Here is a 23,370-nt window from a genome sequence, read left to right on the forward strand (position 1 = left end):
GAGTTTAGCCATATGTATCAAGGGATTAGATAACATTTCAAAAATAAAATAGACCCAATTTATTAAAATATGAAAAAATTTCTATGTTCGTGGGTAAAATAAAAAAGCCTAAAATTAAGGCTTTTCTATTTTTACCTTTAAACCAAGTTTTCTGCCATTAACTCTGCTTGCGTGATTACTAAATCAATGGTTTCTAAATCTGTCTTAAATTTATTTTTTCTCAAAAAACGTTTGATTTCAACTCTCATCCGAGCTTTCTCAGAACTACGTTTTGTCCAATCAATTGTCATATTTTCTTCAATAGTTTTAGCAATACCTATTGCAATATCTTTTAGAATTTGCTCGTCTTCATCGGAACTTTTAGAGATAACATCAAAAAAAGCTTTTTCCTCAACTGTCAAGCCTAATTCTTCGCCTTCTTCTTTCATTGTCTTCATATCTTTTGCCAATTCAATTAATTCACGAATGGCAATTTCAGAAGTAATTCCTCTAGTATTGTATTTATTTATTGATTTTTTCAATAGTTCAGAGTATTTTTCTGCTTGAACAACATTTGTTTTTTGAATAGACTTTATTTTTCCTGCTAATAAATTTTCAAGTAGTTGTAAAGCAAGATTCTTCTGTGGCATTTCTTTAATTTCTTCTAAAAACTTATCAGACAAAATAGACAATTCAGCTTTTTCTAATCCCAGAGAATCGTAAATATCCACGATATCTTCCGTTACAACAGACTTAGAAATTAATTGCTTCAGTTCTTCATCGATTTGTTGAGGAGATTTAACTCCATCTACAAAATTCAATTTGATTAAATATACTTTTACAGCTTTAAAAAAGGCAATTTCAGCATTGTATTGTTGAACTTCTTCCTCTGTCACACACAAAGCATACGCTCGAGTGATTTCCGTTACCAAATCTTTAAATCTCTTAACATCTTCAACGTCATCTAATCCCAAAATATAGTTTGCAGCATTTGTAATAACTTGTAATTTTTTTGTATAATCTGTTGAATTGAAATCAGAATAATCGAATTTATCTAAAATCGTATTGGTAATCAAATCATATTTTTCTTTGACTAAATTTACAGCAACTTGGGTATCAATACCTGCTTGTTTTTGGTCATTTGGTGTATATTCTTGTAGAGCATTTTTCAAATTCGGTGCAATCCCAATATAATCGACAATCAATCCACCTGTTTTGTCTTTAAATACACGATTCACACGAGCGATTGCTTGCATTAAATTGTGACCTTGCATTGGTTTATCAATATACATCGTGTTCATAGACGGAACATCAAAACCTGTCAACCACATATCTCGAACAATGACAATTTGAAGTTCATCAGAATCATCTTTCATTCGCTTCGCTAATTTATCACGTCTTGTCTTATTCCCAATAAAAGGTTGCCAATAATCTGGGTCACTACTTGAACCTGTCATTACAATCTTAATTTTCCCTTTATCATCATCATCAGAATGCCAATCAGGACGAAGTTTAATTATTTCTTGGTATAAATCAATCGCAATTCTTCTAGACATTGTAACAATCATGGATTTACCGAAAGAAGCCTCTTGTCTTGTTTCAAAGTGTTTCACAAAATCTTGAGCCAATTTTTCTAATCGAGGTTGTGAACCTGTGATAGCTTCTATCCGACTCCATTTTGCTTTTGTTTTTGAAGTGACATCATCTTCTTGACCTTCCACAATGTCTTCTACTAAATCGTCTATATCTAATCCATCAGGAAGTGATACAGGGATGATTCGGCTTTCATAATAGATTTTTACTGTAGCTCCATCTTCTACCGCTTGGGTCATATCATATACGTCTATATAATCCCCAAACACAGCTTTTGTAGACTTGTCTGCACTAGAAATAGGTGTTCCTGTAAAACCAATGTAGGAAGCGTTAGGTAACGCATCTCGTAAGTATTTAGCATACCCGTATTTGATTGAGCCATCTTTATCATTCACATCCGCACTAAATCCATATTGAGAACGATGAGCTTCATCTGCCATTACAATAACATTTCGTCTATCAGTTAATACATCCATTTGATTGCCTTCTTTAGGTGCAAACTTTTGCATGGTACTAAAAACGATGCCACCTGCATTGACAGACAGTAATTCTTTTAACTCATCCCCATCATTGGCTTGTTTTGGTGTTTGCCGTAATAAGTCACTTGATTGACTAAACGTTAAAAACAATTGGTCATCTAAATCATTTCTATCAGTTAAAACTACGACAGTGGGATTGTCTAATTCTTGCACCAATTTCCCAGTATAAAAAACCATTGATAGACTTTTACCTGAGCCTTGAGTGTGCCAAACAACCCCAATTTTATTGTCTCCTTCGGTGCTAACCGCACGTTTTGCTTCTTCTACTGCACGATTCACTGCATGATATTGATGATAAGCCGCTAAAATCTTAATCGTTTTATCCCCATCAGTTTTAAACAAGATAAAATGATGAAGTAAATCAAGTAGAACTTCTGGATTGCACATTCCTTTGATTAACACTTCTAATTGACTACTAGCTGTTCCATGTTCCACTTTTCCATCAATCGTTCGCCATACCATGAAACGTTCTTCATTACTTGATAAAGTCCCTACTTTTGCTTGCACACCATCACTAGCAACCATAAATTCATTAAATGTAAGTAATGAAGGGATTTCTTGTTTATATGTCTGTAATTGGTTATAAGCGTCTGAAATACCCACGGCTTCATCCGTAGCATTCTTCAATTCAAACAGCACAATAGGTAATCCATTGACAAAGAGAATAATATCCGTTCTTTTTCGTTGATTGTCTTCTTCTACGATAAATTGATTGACTGCTAAAAAATCATTGTTTCTTGGCTCATTAAAATCAAATAATAAAATACGTTTTGTAACATTACGATTGCCTTCTCGTGTAGGAATTTCAATACCATCGGTAATGTATCTATGGAAAGTCTGATTATTGACTGCCATATCGGGATGTTTATGGACAGTAATTGTCTTAATAGCTTCATCAATCACTGCCATTGATACATCAGGATTAATTGTTACAAGAGCTTCTTTCAGGCGGTCTATCAAAACAACCTCTTTGTAATCTTTCCGTTTAGACATCCCACTATCTTCTAATTCTTTGGCAGAAACAGAAGTATAGCCCACTTCTTCTAACCAACGTAAAGCAACTAACTCTAAATCATTTTCATTGAAATGGTATTCTTCAGCCAAAAATTACACCTCCTCATCTTCTGGCAATTCTATTTCACCAGATAGTAGTTTGGGTAGTAATGCATCTCTCATTTCTTTAAGATTCTCGTTTTGATTCCTTAAATTCATAATTTGCTCACTTATCCCTGAACAAATTTCACCATATTTATTAATTAAATCAACTGCACCAACAAATTTAAACCCCATTGCTATACTTGGTTTTATACGTTGTCTACTGCCTGTTGACCCAGTAGCATTATTAACTAAGAACCTATTAAATGCGGTTGACTTGCATAAAAAATAAGTATAAGTTTGTAGATTAATATTTTTACAATCTAATGCTATAAACTCTGGTGAGCAAACATTTAAATAACTTTTATTTAGTTCTGTTAGCCATACTCTTTCAAAATTTGGATTCATTTTTGAAAATAACACTGTAAAATCTGTTATTTTTGTTTTATTACTTTTAATAGTATTTACATCCTCTATAACAGGAAACTTTTTAGAATCAAAATTAGGAATGCTAAAATGATTTACTTTTTCCACTTCAGTTTTATTTGGATTGAATGTTTCTTTTATCTGAACAACTAAATCTGACAATTTTATTATTTTCCATCCTTCAGGAATTTCACCTAATTCACTATCGCTCATCTTTCCATTATTTGATTTATATGGATTTCCATTTTCATCAGGAAAATCAAAATCAACAAACCATCGTTTGAATAATGTAGATGCTAGTTCTTCAAGGTTAAAAATAATTTGATTGTTTATTTCAATTTTGGAATCAAGCTGTTGTAAAAATTCACTAATTTTTATTTGATATTTTTTTTCAGGTACTTTGGCTATTAATGAATATAAATTTTCCCTATTTAAACCAGGAACAGCACTATGTGTATTCATTTTGTTTAAATTCAAAGTATTAAGCAAATAGAAAATATATTTTAAGTCATATTTATCACTTTTTTCAATATAATACGTAGTATCTATTGGAAAATAATCTTGTTTTTCATAATATAGACTACCTACAGTCCCTTTCCTTCCTATCACAATACCCGGACCTTTTACTAAAGCAGTGTCGTGGTATCCGGATATGCCTCCAGAACCATAAACCTTAATACTTCCATCTCTTCTTTGGTTTTTAGGTAAAGATTTCCCGTATTTAGCTTCAAATAAATTCCCTAACTGAATTTCTTTAAATTTCATATCCAATTCCCCCAAGTGCTTTTCGGATATCTTCTTCTATTTGATGAGATTGGATAAATTGTTCTGATAACAATGTAGTTAATCGTTCCATTTTTTCTTCAAATGGCTCAGACTCTTCTATTTCATCTTCTAAACCTACATAACGACCAGGAGTCAAAATATAGTCTTGTTCCTTAACTGTATCTAATGAAGCTGATGAACAAAATCCTGCTACATCAACATATTCTTTGTCATTTGTTCCTTTCCATGCATGGTAAGAATCTGCTATTTTTTTAATATCATTTTTACTAAAAGTTTTTGTTGTCCTATCAGCCATGTAACCTTCATTTCTAGCATCAATGAATAGAATCTCTCCTTGATGATTGCGTTCAATTTTTTTGGCTTTAGATTTTGTGACAAACCATAAACATGCGGGAATTTGAGTGTTATAAAACATTTGACTTGGTAAAGTCACGATACATTCTACTAAATCATTTTCGATTAGATTTTTACGAATTTCATATTCATTTTTTGTTGATGTAGACATACTTCCATTAGCTAATACAAAGCCTGCCGTTCCTTCTGGAGCTAATTTGGATATAATATGTTGAATCCAAGCATAGTTTGCATTGTTTTTTGGTGGTAATCCATATTTCCAACGAGAATCTTCTAATAGCTTTTCTTGCCCCCAGTCACTGATATTGAAGGGTGGATTAGCTAAAATATAGTCTGCTCTTAATCCTTTGTGAAGGTCATTTTGGAATGTATCAGCATTATGTGTTCCAATATTTCCGTCAATTCCTCTAATTGCAAGATTCATTTTACATAATTGCCATGTAGTTGGATTAAATTCTTGCCCATAAACAGAAATATCGCCAATTTTCCCTTGATGATTTTCTACAAACTTTTCAGATTGAACAAACATCCCTCCTGCCCCACAACATGGGTCATAAATACGTCCTGAATATGGTTCTAACATTTCAACCAACAAAGTAACTACTGGATTTGGTGTGTAAAATTCACCGCCGCTTTTACCTTCAGCACCGGCAAACTTACCAAGAAAATACTCATAGGTTCTTCCTAATGTGTCAGTTTTACGGTTTTCTGAATCTCCTACTTTAATGTTAGTAATTAAATCAACCGTTTCTCCTAGACGAGTTTTATCTAATTGGGGCCTTGAATAATTCTTTGGGAGTACTAATTTCAATGATGGATTCTCTTTTTCAATCGCAATCATCGCTTCATCAATCGTTTCACCAATTTTTGGTGTTTTGGCATCACGATTGATTTTTTCCCACCTTGCTTCAGCAGGCACCCAAAAAATATTATCAGCCAAATATTCATCTTTATCTTCCGGATCCGCATACTCATCTTTGGTTAGTTCTGCATACTTTTCTTCAAAACTATCTGAAACATATTTTAAAAATATTAATCCTAAAACAACATTTTTATATTCTGAAGCATCCATGCTACCTCTTAGTTTATCTGCAGCTGCCCACAGTTTATCTTCAATTTTAAGTTCTTCTGAGACCATTATTTACTTCCTCCTAATCATTATCATACTTTACTATTATAACAGCTTTTAAGCATTTTTAGGACAGCAAAAAACCCATTCAAAATAGAGTGGGTTTATCCGTTTGAAATTTTTGAGACATATGATAATGCAAAGCAATTGCTCTAGAATTCTCCTCTGTATAAACTGAAAAATCATAGTTTTCTTTTAGCTCATCCATCAGTGCTTGTAATTTCTCATTATACTGTTTTGGATAATAATTCTTTTTCCTCAAATAATGGAAATCTTTTTCGATTTCCACGTAAGTACGCTTTGTATTCATTTTTAATGCATCATCCTTTATCATTTAATCAATTATATCCGGAAACATCAAGAATGCAACTTCTCTCTGATTCTCCTACTTAAAAATACGCTAGATATTTCGTTTTGTATGGATTATAAAAATTTATTTTCAAGTAATTGTTACATCACCAACAGTTACTTGAATGACTTCCAGATATAACCGATCAACTAAATATTCATATAGCACTATACCTCCTGCTAGTATATTTTTTTGTTCTTATTGTAGTAATGATAGATCTTTATATCAAAGAGGAATCATCATGAAAACTCTTTATAATTAAGCAGATCTATGCAAAATTGACAAAAAAACACCTCTCGAAAAATCGAGAAGTGTTTTGAAATCTTCGATAAAAAGATTAACGTTTTGAAAACTGTGAAGCTTTACGAGCTTTCTTAAGACCTGGTTTTTTACGTTCAACCATACGTGCGTCACGAGTAAGTAAGCCAGCACGTTTAAGAGCTAAACGGAAATCAGGATCAACTTGTAACAATGCGCGTGCGATACCGTGACGGATTGCACCTGATTGTCCAGCGTATCCACCACCATTTACGTTTACAAAAACATCGTATGAACCTTTAGTTTCTGTAACGCCGAATGGTTGGTTGATTACTTCACGCAAGTCTGCGTGTGGGATGTATTCTTCAACATCTTTTTTGTTAACAGTAATTTTACCAGTACCTGGTACTAAACGTACGCGGGCTACTGCATTTTTACGACGGCCAGTGCCGATATATTGAGCTTGTGCCAATGAAATTCCCTCCTATTAGATTAAGTTTGTGATGTCCAATACTTCTGGTTGTTGTGCAGCATGTGGGTGTTCAGCGCCAGCATAAACATGAAGTTTCATTCCTTGTTTACGGCCTAAAGTGTTTTTAGGAAGCATGCCTTTTACAGAAGTTTCGATCAAACGACGAGAATTTTTAGCACGTAATTCTCCAGCAGAGACTGATTTCAATCCTCCTGGGAAGTTTGAGTGACGGTAATAAATTTTATCGCTTGCTTTGTTACCTGTTAATTTGATTTTTTCTGCATTAATGACGATTACGAAATCGCCTGTATCCACATGAGGTGTGAATGTTGGTTTATTTTTACCACGTAAGACAGATGCTACTACTGCTGAAAGACGACCCATAGGAACATCTGTTGCATCTACTACGTACCATTTACGTTCTACTTCGCCTGGTTTGGCCATATATGTTGTACGCACAATTTTTTCCTCCAATTCAATTTCACGAATGTTTGACATACACTTGAGTTTCCGGGGCTCTTGTGGGGCAAACAATACCATATAACATAATACCTTCTATAAAGCCTAATGTCAACGTAATTCCGCCTCTTTTTGAAAATTTTCTCCATTCGTTTTCTGCCATTTTCTCTGAAAAACGAAACTTGTTGTTGCAGGATTCTAAAACTGAATAGATTTATGAATATCGTGTATAAACTTTCATTAAAAAAGTGAGCATCCGCTTCTTCTCCTCAATCACCGATAATAGTATAAAAACCTGATAATCACCATTTTTATGTATAAATATTTAATTTTTCCCTTGATTTATTATTTTTATTCTGATAAGATAGCTTCAATCACTTGAAAACACGCGGAAAAGGAGTTAATAAGTATGAAAGAAAAAGTAATATTGGCCTATTCTGGAGGATTAGATACCTCCGTTTCAATTAAATGGTTAACGGACCAAGGATATGATGTGGTGGCTTGCTGCCTAGACATCGGTGAAGGTCGCGACACGCAATCCATTAAAGACAAAGCTTTGGCAGTTGGCGCGATTGAATCTTATGCCATCGATGCCCGCGAAGAATTCGCCCAAGATTTTGCTTTGATCGCTTTACAAGGCAATACTTTTTATGAAAATTCTTATCCTCTTGTTTCCGCTTTGTCTCGTCCATTGATCGCCAAGAAATTGGTGGAGTTGGCATTAGCGACTGGCGCAACGACCGTCGCCCATGGCTGTACTGGTAAAGGCAACGACCAAGTTCGGTTTGAAGTGGCGATCGCTGCTTTAGCGCCTCACTTGAAAGTCATCGCACCGGTTCGGGAATGGAAATGGTCCCGAGAAGAAGAGATTGCCTATGCGGCTGAAAAAGGGGTGCCGATTCCCGCTGACTTGGACAATCCGTATTCCATCGATCAAAACTTGTGGGGACGTGCTTGTGAGTGCGGCGTCTTAGAAGACCCTTGGGCAACACCGCCAAAAGGAGCCTACGCCATCACGCAAGAATTAGAAGATACTCCTGACGTACCGACGATCGTTGAGATCACCTTTGATCAAGGGGTACCGACCGCCATTGATGGCGAAACGATGAATCTAGCAGAATTGATCATGAAACTGAACCGGATGGCTGGCGAGCATGGCGTTGGTCGGATCGACCATATTGAAAATCGTCTGGTGGGGATCAAATCACGGGAAGTTTATGAATGTCCAGGAGCGATCGCTTTGATGACGGCTCATAAAGAATTGGAAGATTTGGTCTTTGTCCGGGAATTGGCGCATTTCAAACCAATCATCGAGCAGCAATTAGCCCAAGTCATCTATGACGGCTTATGGTTCAATCCATTGACGGAAGCCTTGATTACCTTCCTGAAAAGCACGCAAGTCTACGTCAACGGGATCGTGCGTTTGAAATTGTTCAAAGGCAACGTCATTTGTGAAGGACGGAAATCTGAAAACAGCCTGTACGATGAAAACTTAGCAACGTATACTTCTGCAGATACCTTTGATCAGCATGCGGCCATCGGCTTCATCAAATTATGGGGACTGCCAAGCAAAGTGCACGCTGAGATCCAAGCACAACAGCAACTAACAGAAACATTGATTTAAGTATGCACGGCTGAAGCTGCCGCTTCAGCCGTAATCTTTTTTTGAGGTGAGAATATGGCAAAATTATGGGGCGGACGTTTCGATGGGAAAAATGAAGCATGGATCGATGCTTTTGGGGCTTCCATCACGTTTGATCAAAAGTTAGCAAAGCAAGACATTCTTGGCAGTTTGGCCCATGTCAAAATGCTGGTCCATACGGGCATCATCAGTCAACCCGATGGCGAAGCGATCATTGACGGCTTGACCACGATTCATCAGCAATTAGCCGCTGGCGAGTTGACCTTCACGATTGAAAATGAGGACATCCATTTAAACATCGAGACATTCTTGCATGAATTGATTGGACCAGTGGCAGGCAAATTGCATACTGCCCGTAGTCGTAATGACCAAGTGGCGACCGATATGCATTTGTATTTGAAAGAAGTCGTGCAAGAGGTGATCACTTTGATCGCTGAATTGCGAGAAGCGCTGGTTTTACAAGCCGAAGCCAACATCTACACCATCATGCCCGGTTATACCCATCTCCAGCATGCACAGCCGATTTCTTTTGCCCATCACCTCTTAGCCTATTACAGTATGCTGACACGTGACCAAGAGCGTTTCAGTGAGAGTTTGAGCCGCATCGATGTGATGCCTTTAGGCAGTGCCGCTTTGGCAGGAACTACCTTCCCCATCGATCGCGCCTTCACCGCTCAAGAGTTAGGGTTCAGCAATATTTACAGCAACAGCCTAGATGCGGTCAGCGATCGTGATTTTATCTTGGAATTTTTAAGCAATGCCTCTTTATTGATGATGCATCTGTCTCGTTTTTGTGAAGAGCTGATTCTTTGGTGCAGCCACGAGTACCAATTCGTGGAACTGACCGATACCTTCTCCACCGGCAGCTCCATCATGCCTCAAAAGAAAAACCCTGACATGGCGGAGCTGATCCGTGGAAAAACAGGACGTGTCTATGGGAACCTCTTTGGTCTTTTGACGGTCATGAAGGGCTTGCCGCTGGCGTACAACAAAGATTTCCAAGAAGACAAAGAAGGCATGTTTGACAGTGCCGAAACCATCACGAAAAGCTTGCAGATCATGACGGGCATGATCGCAACGATGAAGGTCAATCAAGCACGGATGCAAGAATCTACTGAAAAGGATTTTTCCAACGCAACAGAATTAGCGGATTACTTAGCTGGCAAAGGCGTGCCTTTCAGACAAGCCCATGAGATCGTCGGCAAACTCGTCAGCGAGTGTTTAAGCAAAGGTATCTATCTGCAAGATGTTTCCTTGGAAGAATACCAAGCGATCCATCCTGCCATCGACAGCGATATTTTTGAAAAACTTGATTCCTATACCGCCGTCAAAAATCGCCATTCTTATGGCGGCACCGGTTTTGATCAAGTGGCACAGCAAATTGAAGCCGCTAAAGCATTATTGGCAGGCAAGTAAAAAAACCAGCGAAGAAAATTCTTCGCTGGTTTTTTGTTGATTAATGACGTACGCGAGATTTCGCTGGATCGATCAATGGCGCTTCGCCTAAGTGCGCTTGGATCATCCAAATACGTTTTTCGATGGCTGTTTTGAAGCCGATGAAGATATCTTGGGTTGGATCGTCGCCTTCTTCACCAGATACTTCGATCCCTTTTTGGTATAAGTCCGCTAAGTAACGGTAACCTTCCACCAATGTAGCTAAGCGTTCTGGAATCGTGCGGTCCCAGTTACCCACTTCATCAGGGATTTGAGTGTGTTCAGCCATTTCACGCAAAGTTGAATATGGTGAACCGTCTAATGTAATCAAGCGTTCAGAAACTTCATCCAATTGCTCATTTAAATCATCCATGAATTCGTCCATCATTGGATGCAATGTCAAAAAGCCAGGTCCACGCATGTACCAGTGTGTTTGGTGAACGACCATAGCCATTTGGCTTAAATCAGCAACAAGTTGGTTTAATACTTCTTTTGTTTGTTCAAATTTCATAACGATTCCTCCTCTAAATTATCTATTTTAAGGATAATACGAAACAAATAAAAAGTACAACAAAATCATCTATTTGAGAAAATTTCTCACTCTCTTACGTATTTCTTTATAAGGGGGTACGAAAAATGACGATTTTCGTGTTTTTTTTAGGCGCTTTACTCGGCTTCTTTTGGCTTTTGCTCTTACATACCCTGTTTTGGAATCCACTAAAAAGTGATTCTCGTTCTCATTACCAGAAGGTGAACAAAGTTTCGGGTAACCATTGGTTTTTTCGCCTTCCTACAAGATGGCTTTTACCCCTGCTTTATTGGGCCATCGTCTGCTTGTGCTATGGCGGACTTTGCGTGGTTGCCTTTCATGATTCCCAAAGCTTCCTGGCTTTTGTCTGGCTGACCAGTGCCTTTTTACTCAGCTTGACCGACTTGATAGACTATAGCGTCTACCCGCAACTGCTGTACCCCGCCCACCTACTGCTAGCGCTGGCACAGCTTAGGAGCGGCGCTTCTTTTCAATGGCTGTCTTTAGGCTTGCTGGTTCCACTGGTCTTTTTTGTCTGGCAGGAAAGAATGGGCGGTGGCGATCTCTTAGTGCTGGCAGGTTGGAGTATTTGGCTAACGCCGACGACCCTTTTGGCCCTCTTACTGGTAGCCAGTAGTCTTGGGCTCCTCGCTTTTTTTAGCTATCAAGGCATTTGGAAGAAACGATTGGCGCAGTTGCCCTTCGTCCCCTTCTTGAGTCTTGGTTTGCTGATTGTTCGCTTCCTAGCGTTTCATACTTTTGACGCTTTTTTTCTTTGAAGTGAAGAAAAATAGGGCAGGAAAAAGCGGGACAAGTTGGCCTCATCCCGCTTTCTCTTTCTGCTCTGTTGCTTCCCCTGCCTATGATAACGGCGTCCGTTTTTTGCGATCAAGGTAGATGCCTACTGCGATCACTACTAACAACAGTCCCAAGACGACCCAACCAGCGGTCGTGGTGTCATTGGTTTTCGGTAAATTGCCAGTGCCCGGCTTCGTTGTTTTGCCTTCTTTGACACGGTTGTTGAATACCATCTCTGCCGTTTGTTCCGCTTCAGCCACTAATTTTCCTGCTTGATCTTTGACTGTGACCGTTACTTGATAGGTGGTTTCATCATAGATGATCGTTGCGTCATTGCCAGCTTTTTCACGAATCGTGTAACGATGTTCCCCAGCATCGTCATACGTCAATACATCAAAGGTAATCGTTCCATTTGCGTCATTGCGTTGGGTTTGCAGAACCTTTCCAGCTTCATCCACTAATTCAAATGCGAATTCGTTGGCTTGCAAGTCTCTACCCGTCAAGACTTTCTTGGCACTTAGTACGACACTGCCAGCTTGTGGTTGGTAGCTGTTTTCAAAGACTTGATCGCCTTCGTATTCCGCCACTGCGGTCAACTGTCCAGCTTCATCGGTGACCGTTACGACTACTGCCAGTTCTTTTGCATCGTAGGTGATGGTACCGTCAGTTCCTGTTTTCTCACGAATGGTGTAGTGGTACTCACCTGTTTCATCATATGTGAGAGCATCAAAGTAGATTTGGCCGGTTGCATCGTTGGCTTTTGTTTGAAGAATAGTTCCAGCTTCATCGACTAGTTCAAAGTCGAATTCGTTTGCTTGTAAGGTACGGCCGGTTAAGACTTTCTCGGCATTCAATACGACACTACCAGCCTTTGGTTGATAGCTGTTTTCAAAGACTTGATTGCCTTTATATTCCGCTACGGCGGTCAACTGTCCATCTTCATCGGTGACGGTCACGACTACCGCTAGTTCTTTTGTATCGTACGTGATAGTGCCATCGCTGTCTATTTTCTCACGAATGGTGTAGTGGTACTCACCTGTTTCTTCGTAAGAAAGAGCATCAAAGTAGATCTTGCCAGTGGCGTCGTTGGCTTTTGTTTGAAGTACAGTTCCGTCTTCATCCACTAGTTCAAAATTAAACTCATTTGCTTGTAATGTGCGGCCGGTTAAGACTTTCTCGGCACTCAATACGACACTGCCAGCTTTTGGTTGATAGCTGTTTCCAAAGACTTGGTTGCCTTCGTATTCGGCAACTGCGGTCAACTGTCCGTCTTCATCAGTGACGGTAACGACTACTGCCAGTTCTCTCGTATCGTAAGTGATGGTGCCGTCAGTTCCTGCTTGCTCACGGATGGTATAGCGGTATTCGCCAGCTTCCTCATAGGCGAGAGCGTCAAAGTAGATTTGTCCGGTTGCATCATTGGCTTTTGTTTGAAGAACAGTTCCATCTTCATCGACTAGTTCAAAATCGAATTCATTTGCTTGTACCGTACGACCGATCAAGACTTTTTCGGCACTCAGTACGACACTACCAGCTTTTGGTTGATAGTCGTTTTCAAAGATCGCATTGCCATCATACGTTGCTTTTGCCACTAGTTGCCCGTCTTCATCGGTTACTTTCACGACAACGCCAATTTCTTTCATGTCATAGGTAATGGTACTATCTGCGTCAGCTTTTTCTCGAATCGTGTAGCGGTATTCGCCGTCTTTGTCATACATTAATTCATCGAAGTAGATTTGTCCGGTTGCGTCATTGGCTTTTGTTTGGAGTACGTTGCCTTCTTCATCTACCAGTTCAAAGGCAAATTCGTTGGCTTCCAGCGTGCGGCCGGTCAATACTTTCTCAGCATTCAGCACCACTCCGCCGTCTTTTGGCGTATAGTCATTTTCAAAGACTTGGTTGCCTTCATATTCCGCAACTGCGGTCAACTGTCCATCTTCATCCGTCACGGTCACAACTACCGCTAGTTCTTTTGCATCGTAAGTGATGGTGCCGTCAGTTCCTGCTTTCTCGCGAATGGTGTAGTGGTATTCGCCTGCTTCATCATATGCGAGAGCGTCAAAGTAGATCTTGCCAGTTGCATCATTGGCTTTTGTTTGAAGTACAGTTCCTGCTTCATTGACTAATTCGAAGTCAAATTCTTCTGCTTTCAAATCACGACCGATCAGCACTTTCTCAGCATTCAAAACGACACTACCGGCTTTTGGCGTATAGTCATTTTCGAAGACTTGATTGCCTTCATAGACTGCTTTCGCAATCAACTGGCTATCTTCTTCAGTGACGGTCACGGTTACCTTTAGTTCTTTGTCGCTATAGGTGATGGTTGGATCATCGCCGGCTTTTTCCCGAATCGTGTAATGGTATTCGCCAGGCTCATTGTAAGTGATGGCGTCAAAGGCAACTTGACCGTTGCCATCATTGGTTTGTGTTAAAATCACAGAGCCAGTTTCATCCACTAGTTGGAACGTAAATTCGCCGTCTTTTAGCTCGCGCCCATCAAGCAGCTTCTGAACATTCAAGGCGTGGGTCGTTTCTTTGATTTCCCGCTTGTTGGCTAGTTCAAAGACATAATTGACTTGCTTATCAGAAATAGTGAAGGTGTACTGAGTCGCATCTCGTTCGTATCCTTCCGGTGCGGTGATTTCTTGGATCATATAATCGCCGTAACGCAGATTGTCGATCCGATCAATGGCGTTGCCGTTTTCCATGATCTGATTGTTTTTAACCACCAGGTTCGACAAGATGACTTCATAGGTATTTTGTGCATTTTTGCGGCTTAATTGGAAAACCGCTTCTTCATCGATCCCTCGTTCTTTGGTGCCATCGGCATCGTATTTCACGATCGTCAAGGAACCGTTCGTCCCAGAAGACGTTCCGCTGCCATCTGTCGATTTGATGGTGATTTCTTTGGTTACTGTGTGAATCTCGATCTCACTACCCGTCAAATTGACATTGTTGGTCACCCGTTCATTGTTCAAAATCCCGGGGTCAAGTTGTGTTTGATAAACGATAAAGTATGGTTTATCAATCATTTCTTCAAAAGCGATCACTAACGATTGCGTCCCTGCTACCACATCCGAGGTGATTTTCGGATTGTCTTCGTTGGTGAAGGTGACTTTTTCTCCTTTTTCCCACGTACCATTGTTTAAGACCGCTTCATACACATCTACGATCACGGCATCGTCGGCATCTCGTAAAAAGGTGTGTTGATTGTAGTTGATGGTATCGGTCACTACCGCATTGTGGATTTTGCGGCTATCAGCATTGATCATGATTTCCCAATCGATCAACCGATTGTTGTCGGCATTCTGGCTACCATTTTTCATCAACCAATCCGTTTTCGCAGACTTGTCGACTTGGCCATCGGCAGTCAACGTTGTGTCATTGTCCGTCAATGTAATAGTATTTTTGTAGGTAAATACTTCTTCCGCTGCTTCCGTTGCCAAGAAGACCGCCAGTGTTTCTGACGTTTCTTTCAGCAAGGTGATCGTAACTGTCTTCGTGTCAGGGTCATAGGTGTAACTGTAATCCTCGTTTAGCACCAATTGCTCTTTTAGTGCTCTGACTTGCGTCGTATATCCACTTACTGTGACCGTGTAAAGCGCCAGGTCTTTCAAGGTTTGGCCTTCTTGCAGCTGGTCAGTGATGACTGCATCTTTGTTGATTTTTTCTTTGTACGTATTGAATAGCCCCATCCAATAGACTTGATCGCTGGAAGCGGTCTGCTCATCAAAAATAGTTCCTAAGTTCCGACCAAATACGGCGGTAATCGCTTTGGCGACATCTTCGCCTTCACCAATAAATAGTCCGTATTTCAAGGCATTTTTTACCCAGTTGGCGTCCAGCCATGTGTTGGTTTCAGAAGCTTCCGTGAATTCATTGCCGGCTTCGTCTGTGTAATAGACAAACGCTGCGTTGCTAAAACGGGTGCTAGAACTTCCTAGTGCGAGATGCTGTGAGATATCGAAGCTGGTTTTGAAGTTGGCAGTGATCGTGGCTGAAGTCGTTTGGTACGCTCCTTGCAGCTTGATGCGAAAACCAGTCTCAAGTTCCTTTGTTGATCCGTCCGTCAATGTTTTCGTTTCTGTGATCAGCTCCAGCGTATAGTCGTTATTGAGCTCTAAAGGCTCGGTCACGCCGCTGGCCGTCACTACTAACGTATCTGCCAACAAAGTTAATGCGCTGCTGTTTGCGCCAGAGATCAATTGATAGCGATCTTCGATGATCAGGTCACTGACTTTTTGTTGATTGGTGTTGGCTTCAATTTTCCATGGGACGGTTTTTGTCTCATAATCTTTGGTACCGCCTGTTTTGACGACACCGATCATTTTGGTTGGTGTCACTGTCCCACTACCCGTCAACGAGCTATTTTGATTGTCGCGGACCGAAGCGTAGTTGTAAATACGGGTATCGGCTAAAACCGATTCATACAACTGAGTATCGTATTGGATCTTGTAATAGCCAGCTTTAGCAAACGTGATGCTAAAGCGTACGATTTCCCCCTCTTTTTTCCGCTCGTACGTTTCATCAAAAGACCAATCCTCTGAAGAAATCGGGTTGCCGTCTTTATCGGTGATCACCAAACTCTCTGGCACAAAGAAGTGCAGGGCTTTTTCAGGATCCGATCCTGCATAGGTCTGATCAAAAAATTGGGCTTGGTCTTTGTCCAATGAGACGGAAACTTCCCATGATGCTCGTTTCGTCTCTTGATCATAGCCTTTGAACCGTTTGTATTCCGATTGTTCATCGTAAGTAACCGTTGCTTCTGCGGTTTTTTCTGTAAAATCGCTGCCGTTGATTGTTGCCGTGTTTTTGAAAGAAGAAGCCGTTGGATCGGTGACTACACTATTGATGACGATTCGAACAGGTTGATTAACCGTTTGATTGAAGGTAAAGGTATTGTTGACGCTGTTATAGGTATATAAGCCATCAGTACGAATCCACTCCTCGGTGTCTTCATCGTACAAGTAGCCTGTCGAAGTACTATAAGACAAACCTTGAGGCATTTTATCGGTGATCACCACATCATGTAATTCTCGACTGGTTTGGTTAAAAATAATTTCCCAAACCACTGAACCGCCGGAAGTCACGTTACCAGTCTTAATGATGTCGACTTCATAAATAGGCAATGTAATGATGATCTCATGGCCATCTTCATCGTAGATCCCAGTATGAATCGTCACTTCTTCGGTGACAGTGCTCACACTTAATTCCGTAATTAGATCGATAGTCCCTGAGCGGTTGGAAAGTGTTTGTGCCGCTTCGTTAAAAGTAACAGTCAACGTGCCATCGAGTGCTAAGGTAAAGGTTCCGATCGATTGCCCGCCAGAACGGGTCAATTCGCCGCTAACGGTGTTATGAATAGCAAAATATTCCGGTAATTGATACGTATAATAATCGCCAGCGCGAATTTCTTCCGTATCTGCTAACGACCAGTCAAAATGAATTTTGATGTTGCCGTTATACATCGGTGGATTTTCGGCAGTGAAGGGTTGATCGTTTAAGTCAGTAATTCGGACATTGTCAAAAAGTTGTACTCCCCGTTCGTTTAGGTTGGCACTAAGATTCTCAGCGGTAGTAGAAGCTTCCGTTTCCGCCTCAGTATCTGGTGCTCGGGGTTGAATGCTGTTTTGATTCAGTGTCGAAGATGCTTGGGTTGCTTGACTTTCACTAGGGACGGTTGCTTGTTCTTCTTCTGCTTGAATCGTTTCTGACTGAACTGCTCCCGCTGTCGATGAATCCGTAGGTGCTTTTTCCGTATCGATCGTTCCCGTCTCAGGCTCGGTACTTTCCAGCGTTTCAGTCGTTCTTTCGGTACTTTCGGTTGCGTTGATTGCTTCTGCTAGTATGATCGTTGGTTCACAAAAAATGGAGCCAAGCAAGACTAGCAAACATATATAGATAGAAAATTGTTTTTTCATAATTGTTCATTCCTTTTTTATTTAAATTTTTTCAATTGATCTCGGAAACGCTCGACGAATAACATTGTTCAACAGTGAGCAAGATATCCCAACAAACAACTGCTTTTTGCCTCCTCCCCATGATTCAAAAATTTTGGTCTTTGCTACTTGTATCAAACGTATTACTACTATTCCACACTTCTATTTTCCCAAAATTTTGGGGTGGGATGTATTCAAAAAAAATACAACACGCAATTTTTTTGAATACATGTAAAAACGTGATACTATTTACTTAAAAGGGGGCTCAGGGGCAATCATGTTACGGAAATTGTTATCATCTACGACACAAAAGAAACTACAGCTGATTGAGTATTTATTAGACGATCAGGGAACGAGTCTTCACGATTTGGCAGTAAAATTTTCCATTTCAATGTCTGCAGCAAAAACCTATATCGCGGAAATCGACAATGAATTTTCGTTTCTGGACTTACAATTTGACGATTATTCAGCTGTTCGCCTCCACTTGCATCCCTTTGCTACTCGGCTAGACGTATACAGCCAGTTTTTGACTCGCTCTTCTGCATTTCAATTATTGGAACTACTCTTCTCATCAAGTTTCACTAGTTATGATATGTTGGCTCTAGAATTAAATTTAAGCAAATCGTCGATCATTCGTTTGATCAAGAGGATCAACATGGTTCTGGCACCATATGATTTCTTCATCGTGACCAAACCCATCCAGTTAAAAGGAAATGAACACAACATTCGCCAGTTTTTTCTGATTTTCTTCTTAGAAAAGTACCAGTATGAATTTGTGGATGCCAACATCAACCAAGAACAGGATTTTTTGAAAATCGCCCGTATCATGGCAGCAGCGACGCCCTTAAAGCTTTATTTTTCCGACATCAAAAAAATCGCTTTTGTGATCTATATCAACACGAAGCGCGATCGCCTATACGCCTCCAACCCCAATGGAAACCACGTCGAATATTTCTTAGAGAAAATCGATTTGAGCGAATTTACCGGCTACAGTCGGGCCTACGTCGAGAAAATGGTCGGTTATGTCACGACCCATATTGGTCAAGACCCCAACGTCTTCCGTAAGACCAAACAAGAGTTTTATCAAATGACCAAACGTATATTTAAAAAGTATAACTATCATGAAGCCGACTTTGAAGAGAAACTCGACGCTGTGGTCTTTTCTTATTTTCTTGGGATCAACTTGCGCGTTCCTTACTGCATCTTGGATGATCGCTTTGCTCGTTTTGTCAACAACTGTGATTTGGTCCAACAGGCAGTCAATCGAGACATCGTTCACCTTTTGACCCATTCAAATTTACCGATCGTTCGTCCAAGTACGATCAATTACCTGATTTATATTTTCCATATATCTTTCCCAAATTTCGCTAAAGAAATCATCGATGCCAATGCTGGCTTTCGCTTAGCTTTGTTTTATGATACGAATAGTTATCATACGGAATTTATCCAAACGAAAATCCAACAGTTTATTCCTTATCAGCTAACAATCACGATTTTAAATCCTCTGGACTCGTTCTCTCTGACCAAACTGGACGAGACGTATGATTTGATCATCGGCAATCTGACCCCCTCCTGCAGAAAAAATTTGTTTCACTATGCAGACATCAACCTGACTTCGAATGATTTGGCGTTTATCGCTCGGCAGATTCAGGAAAAGGGGATTCGTATGCTGCAAGAACGGCAAGAGGAAAACTAATAAAAAAAAATCACCTTCGAAAGAGTTGAATGACGTACGCCAAGGAACAATTTGAGCGCATGTCGGGATTCATCATACTTTCGAAGGTGATTTCTTTTGCACATATGGACCTAATAACATTAATTTCTATAATATAGACAAAAAAAGCTTGCCATTCCGAAGAATGACAAGCTTTTCCGTCACACTGAGTCAATCAGGTGCTGGGCATTGATTAGTTTTGGCTATTCAATGCGTCTTCAGCAGCCATTTGTGCTTCGATGTCTGAGATGCTGTAGACATTTTCGCTGGCAACTGTTACTTCTTTTGGTTCCATTTCACGGTAACGAGGCATACCAGTACCAGCTGGGATGATCTTACCGATGATAACATTTTCTTTCAATCCAAGAAGTGGATCTTTCTTGCCGCGGATCGCTGCATCGGTCAACACACGAGTGGTTTCTTGGAAGGACGCAGCAGACAAGAAGCTGTTGGTTTCCAAAGATGCTTTCGTGATCCCTAGTAGGACTGGACGGCTAGTTGCAGGAACGCCGCCGGCTACCAATGTGTCGTAGTTGCGGTCTTTAAAGTCGGCGATATCCAACAATGTTCCTGGCAAGATGCCTGAATCACCTGGATCCATGACGCGGACTTTACGCAGCATTTGACGAACCATTACTTCGATATGTTTGTCGCCGATTTCTACCCCTTGCATCCGGTAAACGCGTTGAACTTCTCGTAATAGGTAGTTTTCAACAGACAAGACATCGCGAACTTGTAACAGTTGTTTTGGATCGATCGATCCTTCCGTCAATGGCGCACCACGATGGATAAAGTCGCCTTCTGCTACTTTCATCCGGGCAGTATAAGGAACGGTATACGTACGCGTATCGGTTTCCCCTTTGATGGTCACTTCTTTGGTCCGAGTTGAAGGGTCTTCTGAGATATCGATGACTTCTCCGGTAACTTCGGTAATGACCGCTTGTCCTTTCGGATTACGGGCTTCAAAGATTTCTTGGACACGAGGGAGACCTTGCGTGATATCGTCTCCGGCAACCCCGCCGGTATGGAAGGTACGCATGGTCAACTGAGTACCAGGTTCACCGATTGATTGGGCAGCGATGGTACCGACTGCTTCCCCAACTTCAACTTCAGAACCAGTAGCTAAGTTGCGGCCATAACAATGTTTACATACACCATGTTTGGTGTTACATGTAAAGACAGAGCGAATGGATACTGTTTCGATACCAGCGTCCACGATGGCTTTAGCTAAATCTTCAGTGATCAATTCATTGACCCCTAGAAGGACTTCGCCAGTTTCAGGATGGATCACTGATTTACGTGTGTAACGTCCAATCAAACGTTCTTCTAAGGATTCGATGATTTCGTTTCCTTCGCGAATTGCTTGAATGTCTAAACCACGGTCAGTACCACAATCGTCTTCACGGATGATAACATCTTGGGCAACGTCAACGAGACGACGTGTCAAGTAACCGGAATCGGCTGTTTTCAAGGCGGTATCGGTCATCCCTTTACGAGCACCATGGGTCGAGATAAACATTTCTAAGACAGATAGACCTTCACGGAAGTTTGAGATGATCGGCAATTCCATGATTCGTCCGTTAGGCGCGGCCATCAATCCACGCATCCCAGCAAGCTGAGTAAAGTTGGAGATGTTACCACGGGCACCGGAATCAGACATCATGAAGATTGGGTTTTTCGCTTCCAATGATTCCATCAGTTTTAACTGAATTTCATCTTTGGCTGCATTCCAAACACCAATAACTCGTTCATAACGCTCGTCATCGGTAATCAATCCACGACGGAATTGTTTCGTGATCGTTTCAACTTGTTTGTGAGCATTGTCGATGATTTCATGTTTTTCGTGCAAGTTCATGATATCAGCGATACCAACGGTGATACCCGCCATTGTTGAATGGCTGTATCCTAAGTCTTTCATGCGGTCAAGCATGCGTGACGTTTCAGTGATGCGGAAACGTTTGAAGACTTCTGAAATGATGTTTCCTAAGTTTTTCTTCTTGAATGGGCCAACAAGCTCTTGTTCTTTGATGAAGGCAGGCACATCTGTACCAGCTTCAATAAAGTACTTGTCTGGTGTTTGAACCGTCAAGTTGTAGTCTGTCGGTTCGTTCAAGAATGGGAATTCTGGTGGCATGATCGAGTTGAAGATCACTTTACCTACCGTTGTTACCATCAAACGTTGTTTTTGTTCAGACGTGAATGGTTTGTCCCCTAAAGTGTTTGGATTGATGGCGATCCGTGTGTGTAAATGCACGTAGCCATTGCGCCATGCCGTAACTGCTTCGTCCATGTCACGGAAAATCATGCCTTCCCCTTCACGGCCTTCTTCTTCCATCGTCAAGTAGTAGTTCCCTAGGACCATATCCTGAGATGGTGTTACAACTGGTTTTCCGTCTTTTGGATTCAAAATGTTTTGGGCTGCTAACATCAGCATACGTGCTTCTGCTTGCGCTTCTTCGTTCAATGGTACGTGAACGGCCATTTGGTCTCCATCGAAATCGGCATTGTAGGCTTCACAAACAAGTGGGTGCAAACGAATGGCACGGCCTTCAACTAAGACGGGTTCAAATGCTTGGATACCTAATCTGTGAAGCGTAGGTGCCCGGTTCAATAGCACTGGATGTTCTCTGATGACATCTTCTAAGACATCCCAAACTTCGTCTTCTTGACGTTCGATTTTGCGTTTGGCATTTTTGATGTTTGACGCGATTTCACGAGAAACAAGTTCCCGCATCACGAATGGTTTGAACAATTCGATCGCCATTTCTTTTGGCAGACCACATTGGTACATTTTAAGGAATGGACCAACGACGATAACTGAACGACCTGAGTAGTCGACCCGTTTTCCTAGCAAGTTTTGACGGAAACGACCTTGTTTCCCTTTCAACATGTGAGAAAGAGATTTCAATGGGCGGTTCCCTGGCCCTGCAACTGGACGGCCGCGACGACCGTTATCGATCAAGGCATCGACTGCTTCTTGCAGCATCCGTTTTTCATTTTGAACGATGATGTTTGGTGCATTCAAATCTAACAAGCGTTTCAAACGGTTGTTACGGTTGATTACACGACGATACAAGTCGTTCAAGTCACTTGTGGCAAAACGTCCACCTTCTAATTGCACCATTGGACGCAAATCAGGCGGGATAACTGGGATAACGTCCATGACCATCCAGCTTGGTTTGTTTCCTGAAGCACGGAATGCTTCTAAGATGTCCAAACGGCGGATCGCACGGGTCCGTTTTTGACCAGTCGCGTTTTTCAATTCTTCTTTCAATTCAGCAACTTCGCCTTCAAGATCAACGCCATCTAATAATTGTTTGATGGCTTCGGCACCCATTGCTGCTGAAAATTCTTGACCGTATTGGTCACGTTTTTCACGGTATTCCCGTTCAGTCAATAGTTGTTTTTTCTCAAGGCTGGTGTTTCCTGGTTCAATCACTACGTATGAAGCAAAGTAGATGATTTCTTCCAATGCACGTGGGCTCATGTCTAAGACAAGACCCATCCGTGAAGGAATGCCTTTGAAGTACCAAATGTGTGATACTGGTGCTGCTAGTTCAATGTGTCCCATGCGTTCACGACGCACTTTTGAACGTGTTACTTCCACGCCGCAACGGTCACAAACGATGCCTTTATAGCGGATCCGTTTGTATTTGCCGCAAGCACATTCCCAGTCTTTGGTTGGACCGAAAATACGCTCGTCAAACAACCCTTCGCGTTCAGGTTTTAACGTACGGTAGTTAATGGTTTCTGGTTTTTTTACTTCACCATAAGACCAGCTTCTGATTTTTTCAGGAGAAGCCAAACCGATTTGCATACTTTCGAATTTATTTACATCGATCAAAAAAGGTTCCCTCCATTTCATTTCATGGACA

The 23,370-nt window shown here is 40.9% G+C and carries 13 protein-coding genes; 4 read left to right on the forward strand and 9 right to left on the reverse strand.

Annotation, left to right across the window (positions count from 1 at the left end):
• Positions 1 to 137: 137 nt before the first annotated feature.
• The 6 genes from IGI92_RS16095 to rplM form a co-directional block, all read right to left on the reverse strand.
• Positions 138 to 3,215 carry a type I restriction endonuclease subunit R gene (locus tag IGI92_RS16095; protein WP_430607485.1) on the reverse strand — a complete coding sequence of 1,026 codons (3,078 nt, stop codon included), beginning with the start codon at positions 3,213 to 3,215 and terminating at the stop codon, positions 138 to 140.
• A gap of 3 nt (positions 3,216 to 3,218) precedes the next feature.
• The gene (locus IGI92_RS16100) at positions 3,219 to 4,397 is read right to left on the reverse strand and encodes a restriction endonuclease subunit S (RefSeq protein ID WP_430607486.1); all 1,179 of its coding nucleotides are present in this window, start codon (positions 4,395 to 4,397) and stop codon (positions 3,219 to 3,221) included.
• Positions 4,387 to 5,910, reverse strand: a complete 1,524-nt coding sequence (locus IGI92_RS16105) for a type I restriction-modification system subunit M (protein WP_430607488.1) — start codon at positions 5,908 to 5,910, stop codon at positions 4,387 to 4,389. The genes IGI92_RS16100 and IGI92_RS16105 overlap by 11 nt, the downstream gene beginning before the upstream one ends.
• 79 nt (positions 5,911 to 5,989) lie before the next feature.
• A complete protein-coding gene (locus IGI92_RS16110; RefSeq protein ID WP_430607490.1) occupies positions 5,990 to 6,211 on the reverse strand; it encodes a hypothetical protein in 222 nt (73 codons plus the stop codon).
• 376 nt (positions 6,212 to 6,587) lie between these two features.
• A complete protein-coding gene (gene rpsI / locus IGI92_RS16115; protein ID WP_003128901.1) occupies positions 6,588 to 6,980 on the reverse strand; it encodes a 30S ribosomal protein S9 in 393 nt (130 codons plus the stop codon).
• A gap of 15 nt (positions 6,981 to 6,995) precedes the next feature.
• Entirely contained in the window at positions 6,996 to 7,442 is a 447-nt protein-coding gene (rplM, locus tag IGI92_RS16120) for a 50S ribosomal protein L13 (protein WP_301280258.1), read from the reverse strand.
• 406 nt (positions 7,443 to 7,848) lie between these two features.
• Between rplM and IGI92_RS16125 the strand changes: the two genes are divergently transcribed.
• Both IGI92_RS16125 and argH read left to right on the forward strand, forming a co-directional pair.
• Positions 7,849 to 9,063 carry an argininosuccinate synthase gene (locus IGI92_RS16125; protein WP_005233014.1) on the forward strand — a complete coding sequence of 405 codons (1,215 nt, stop codon included), beginning with the start codon at positions 7,849 to 7,851 and terminating at the stop codon, positions 9,061 to 9,063.
• 54 nt (positions 9,064 to 9,117) lie between these two features.
• On the forward strand, positions 9,118 to 10,497 hold the full coding sequence (gene argH, locus IGI92_RS16130) for an argininosuccinate lyase (protein ID WP_430607493.1): 1,380 nt from the start codon (positions 9,118 to 9,120) through the stop codon (positions 10,495 to 10,497).
• 40 nt (positions 10,498 to 10,537) lie between these two features.
• Here the strand turns inward: argH and IGI92_RS16135 are convergent, their stop codons facing one another.
• Complete coding sequence (locus IGI92_RS16135; protein ID WP_005230382.1) at positions 10,538 to 11,026, reverse strand: Dps family protein; 489 nt, start codon at positions 11,024 to 11,026, stop codon at positions 10,538 to 10,540.
• A gap of 125 nt (positions 11,027 to 11,151) precedes the next feature.
• On the opposite strand from IGI92_RS16135, the gene IGI92_RS16140 reads away from it, so the two are divergent.
• Complete coding sequence (locus IGI92_RS16140) at positions 11,152 to 11,823, forward strand: prepilin peptidase (protein ID WP_430607494.1); 672 nt, start codon at positions 11,152 to 11,154, stop codon at positions 11,821 to 11,823.
• A gap of 81 nt (positions 11,824 to 11,904) precedes the next feature.
• Here IGI92_RS16140 and IGI92_RS16145 read toward each other — a convergent pair whose 3' ends face one another.
• Positions 11,905 to 17,763 (reverse strand): Spy0128 family protein, encoded by a 5,859-nt coding sequence (locus IGI92_RS16145; RefSeq protein ID WP_430607496.1) that lies wholly within the window; start codon positions 17,761 to 17,763, stop codon positions 11,905 to 11,907.
• Positions 17,764 to 18,058: 295 nt separating this feature from the next.
• Here IGI92_RS16145 and IGI92_RS16150 point away from each other — a divergent pair, with 295 nt between their 5' ends.
• Entirely contained in the window at positions 18,059 to 19,477 is a 1,419-nt protein-coding gene (locus tag IGI92_RS16150; protein ID WP_430607497.1) for a helix-turn-helix domain-containing protein, read from the forward strand.
• Positions 19,478 to 19,688: 211 nt separating this feature from the next.
• Here IGI92_RS16150 and rpoC read toward each other — a convergent pair whose 3' ends face one another.
• Positions 19,689 to 23,339 carry a DNA-directed RNA polymerase subunit beta' gene (gene rpoC, locus IGI92_RS16155; protein WP_034871965.1) on the reverse strand — a complete coding sequence of 1,217 codons (3,651 nt, stop codon included), beginning with the start codon at positions 23,337 to 23,339 and terminating at the stop codon, positions 19,689 to 19,691.
• Positions 23,340 to 23,370: the final 31 nt, after the last annotated feature.

It is taken from the genome of Enterococcus sp. DIV2379 (assembly GCF_050542965.1).
GTDB classification, from domain to species: Bacteria; Bacillota; Bacilli; order Lactobacillales; family Enterococcaceae; genus Enterococcus_D; species Enterococcus_D entomosocium.

What these genes read in the sequence shown, in the direction of transcription:
- IGI92_RS16100 (WP_430607486.1), bottom strand. Translation starts at nt 4,397, where the DNA reads ATGAAATTTAAAGAAATTCAGTTAGGGAATTTATTTGAAGCTAAATAC.
- argH (WP_430607493.1), top strand. Translation starts at nt 9,118, where the DNA reads ATGGCAAAATTATGGGGCGGACGTTTCGATGGGAAAAATGAAGCATGG.
- IGI92_RS16110 (WP_430607490.1), bottom strand. Translation starts at nt 6,211, where the DNA reads ATGAATACAAAGCGTACTTACGTGGAAATCGAAAAAGATTTCCATTAT.
- IGI92_RS16140 (WP_430607494.1), top strand. Translation starts at nt 11,152, where the DNA reads ATGACGATTTTCGTGTTTTTTTTAGGCGCTTTACTCGGCTTCTTTTGG.
- IGI92_RS16125 (WP_005233014.1), top strand. Translation starts at nt 7,849, where the DNA reads ATGAAAGAAAAAGTAATATTGGCCTATTCTGGAGGATTAGATACCTCC.
- IGI92_RS16105 (WP_430607488.1), bottom strand. Translation starts at nt 5,910, where the DNA reads ATGGTCTCAGAAGAACTTAAAATTGAAGATAAACTGTGGGCAGCTGCA.
- IGI92_RS16145 (WP_430607496.1), bottom strand. Translation starts at nt 17,763, where the DNA reads ATGAAAAAACAATTTTCTATCTATATATGTTTGCTAGTCTTGCTTGGC.
- IGI92_RS16135 (WP_005230382.1), bottom strand. Translation starts at nt 11,026, where the DNA reads ATGAAATTTGAACAAACAAAAGAAGTATTAAACCAACTTGTTGCTGAT.
- IGI92_RS16150 (WP_430607497.1), top strand. Translation starts at nt 18,059, where the DNA reads ATGTTACGGAAATTGTTATCATCTACGACACAAAAGAAACTACAGCTG.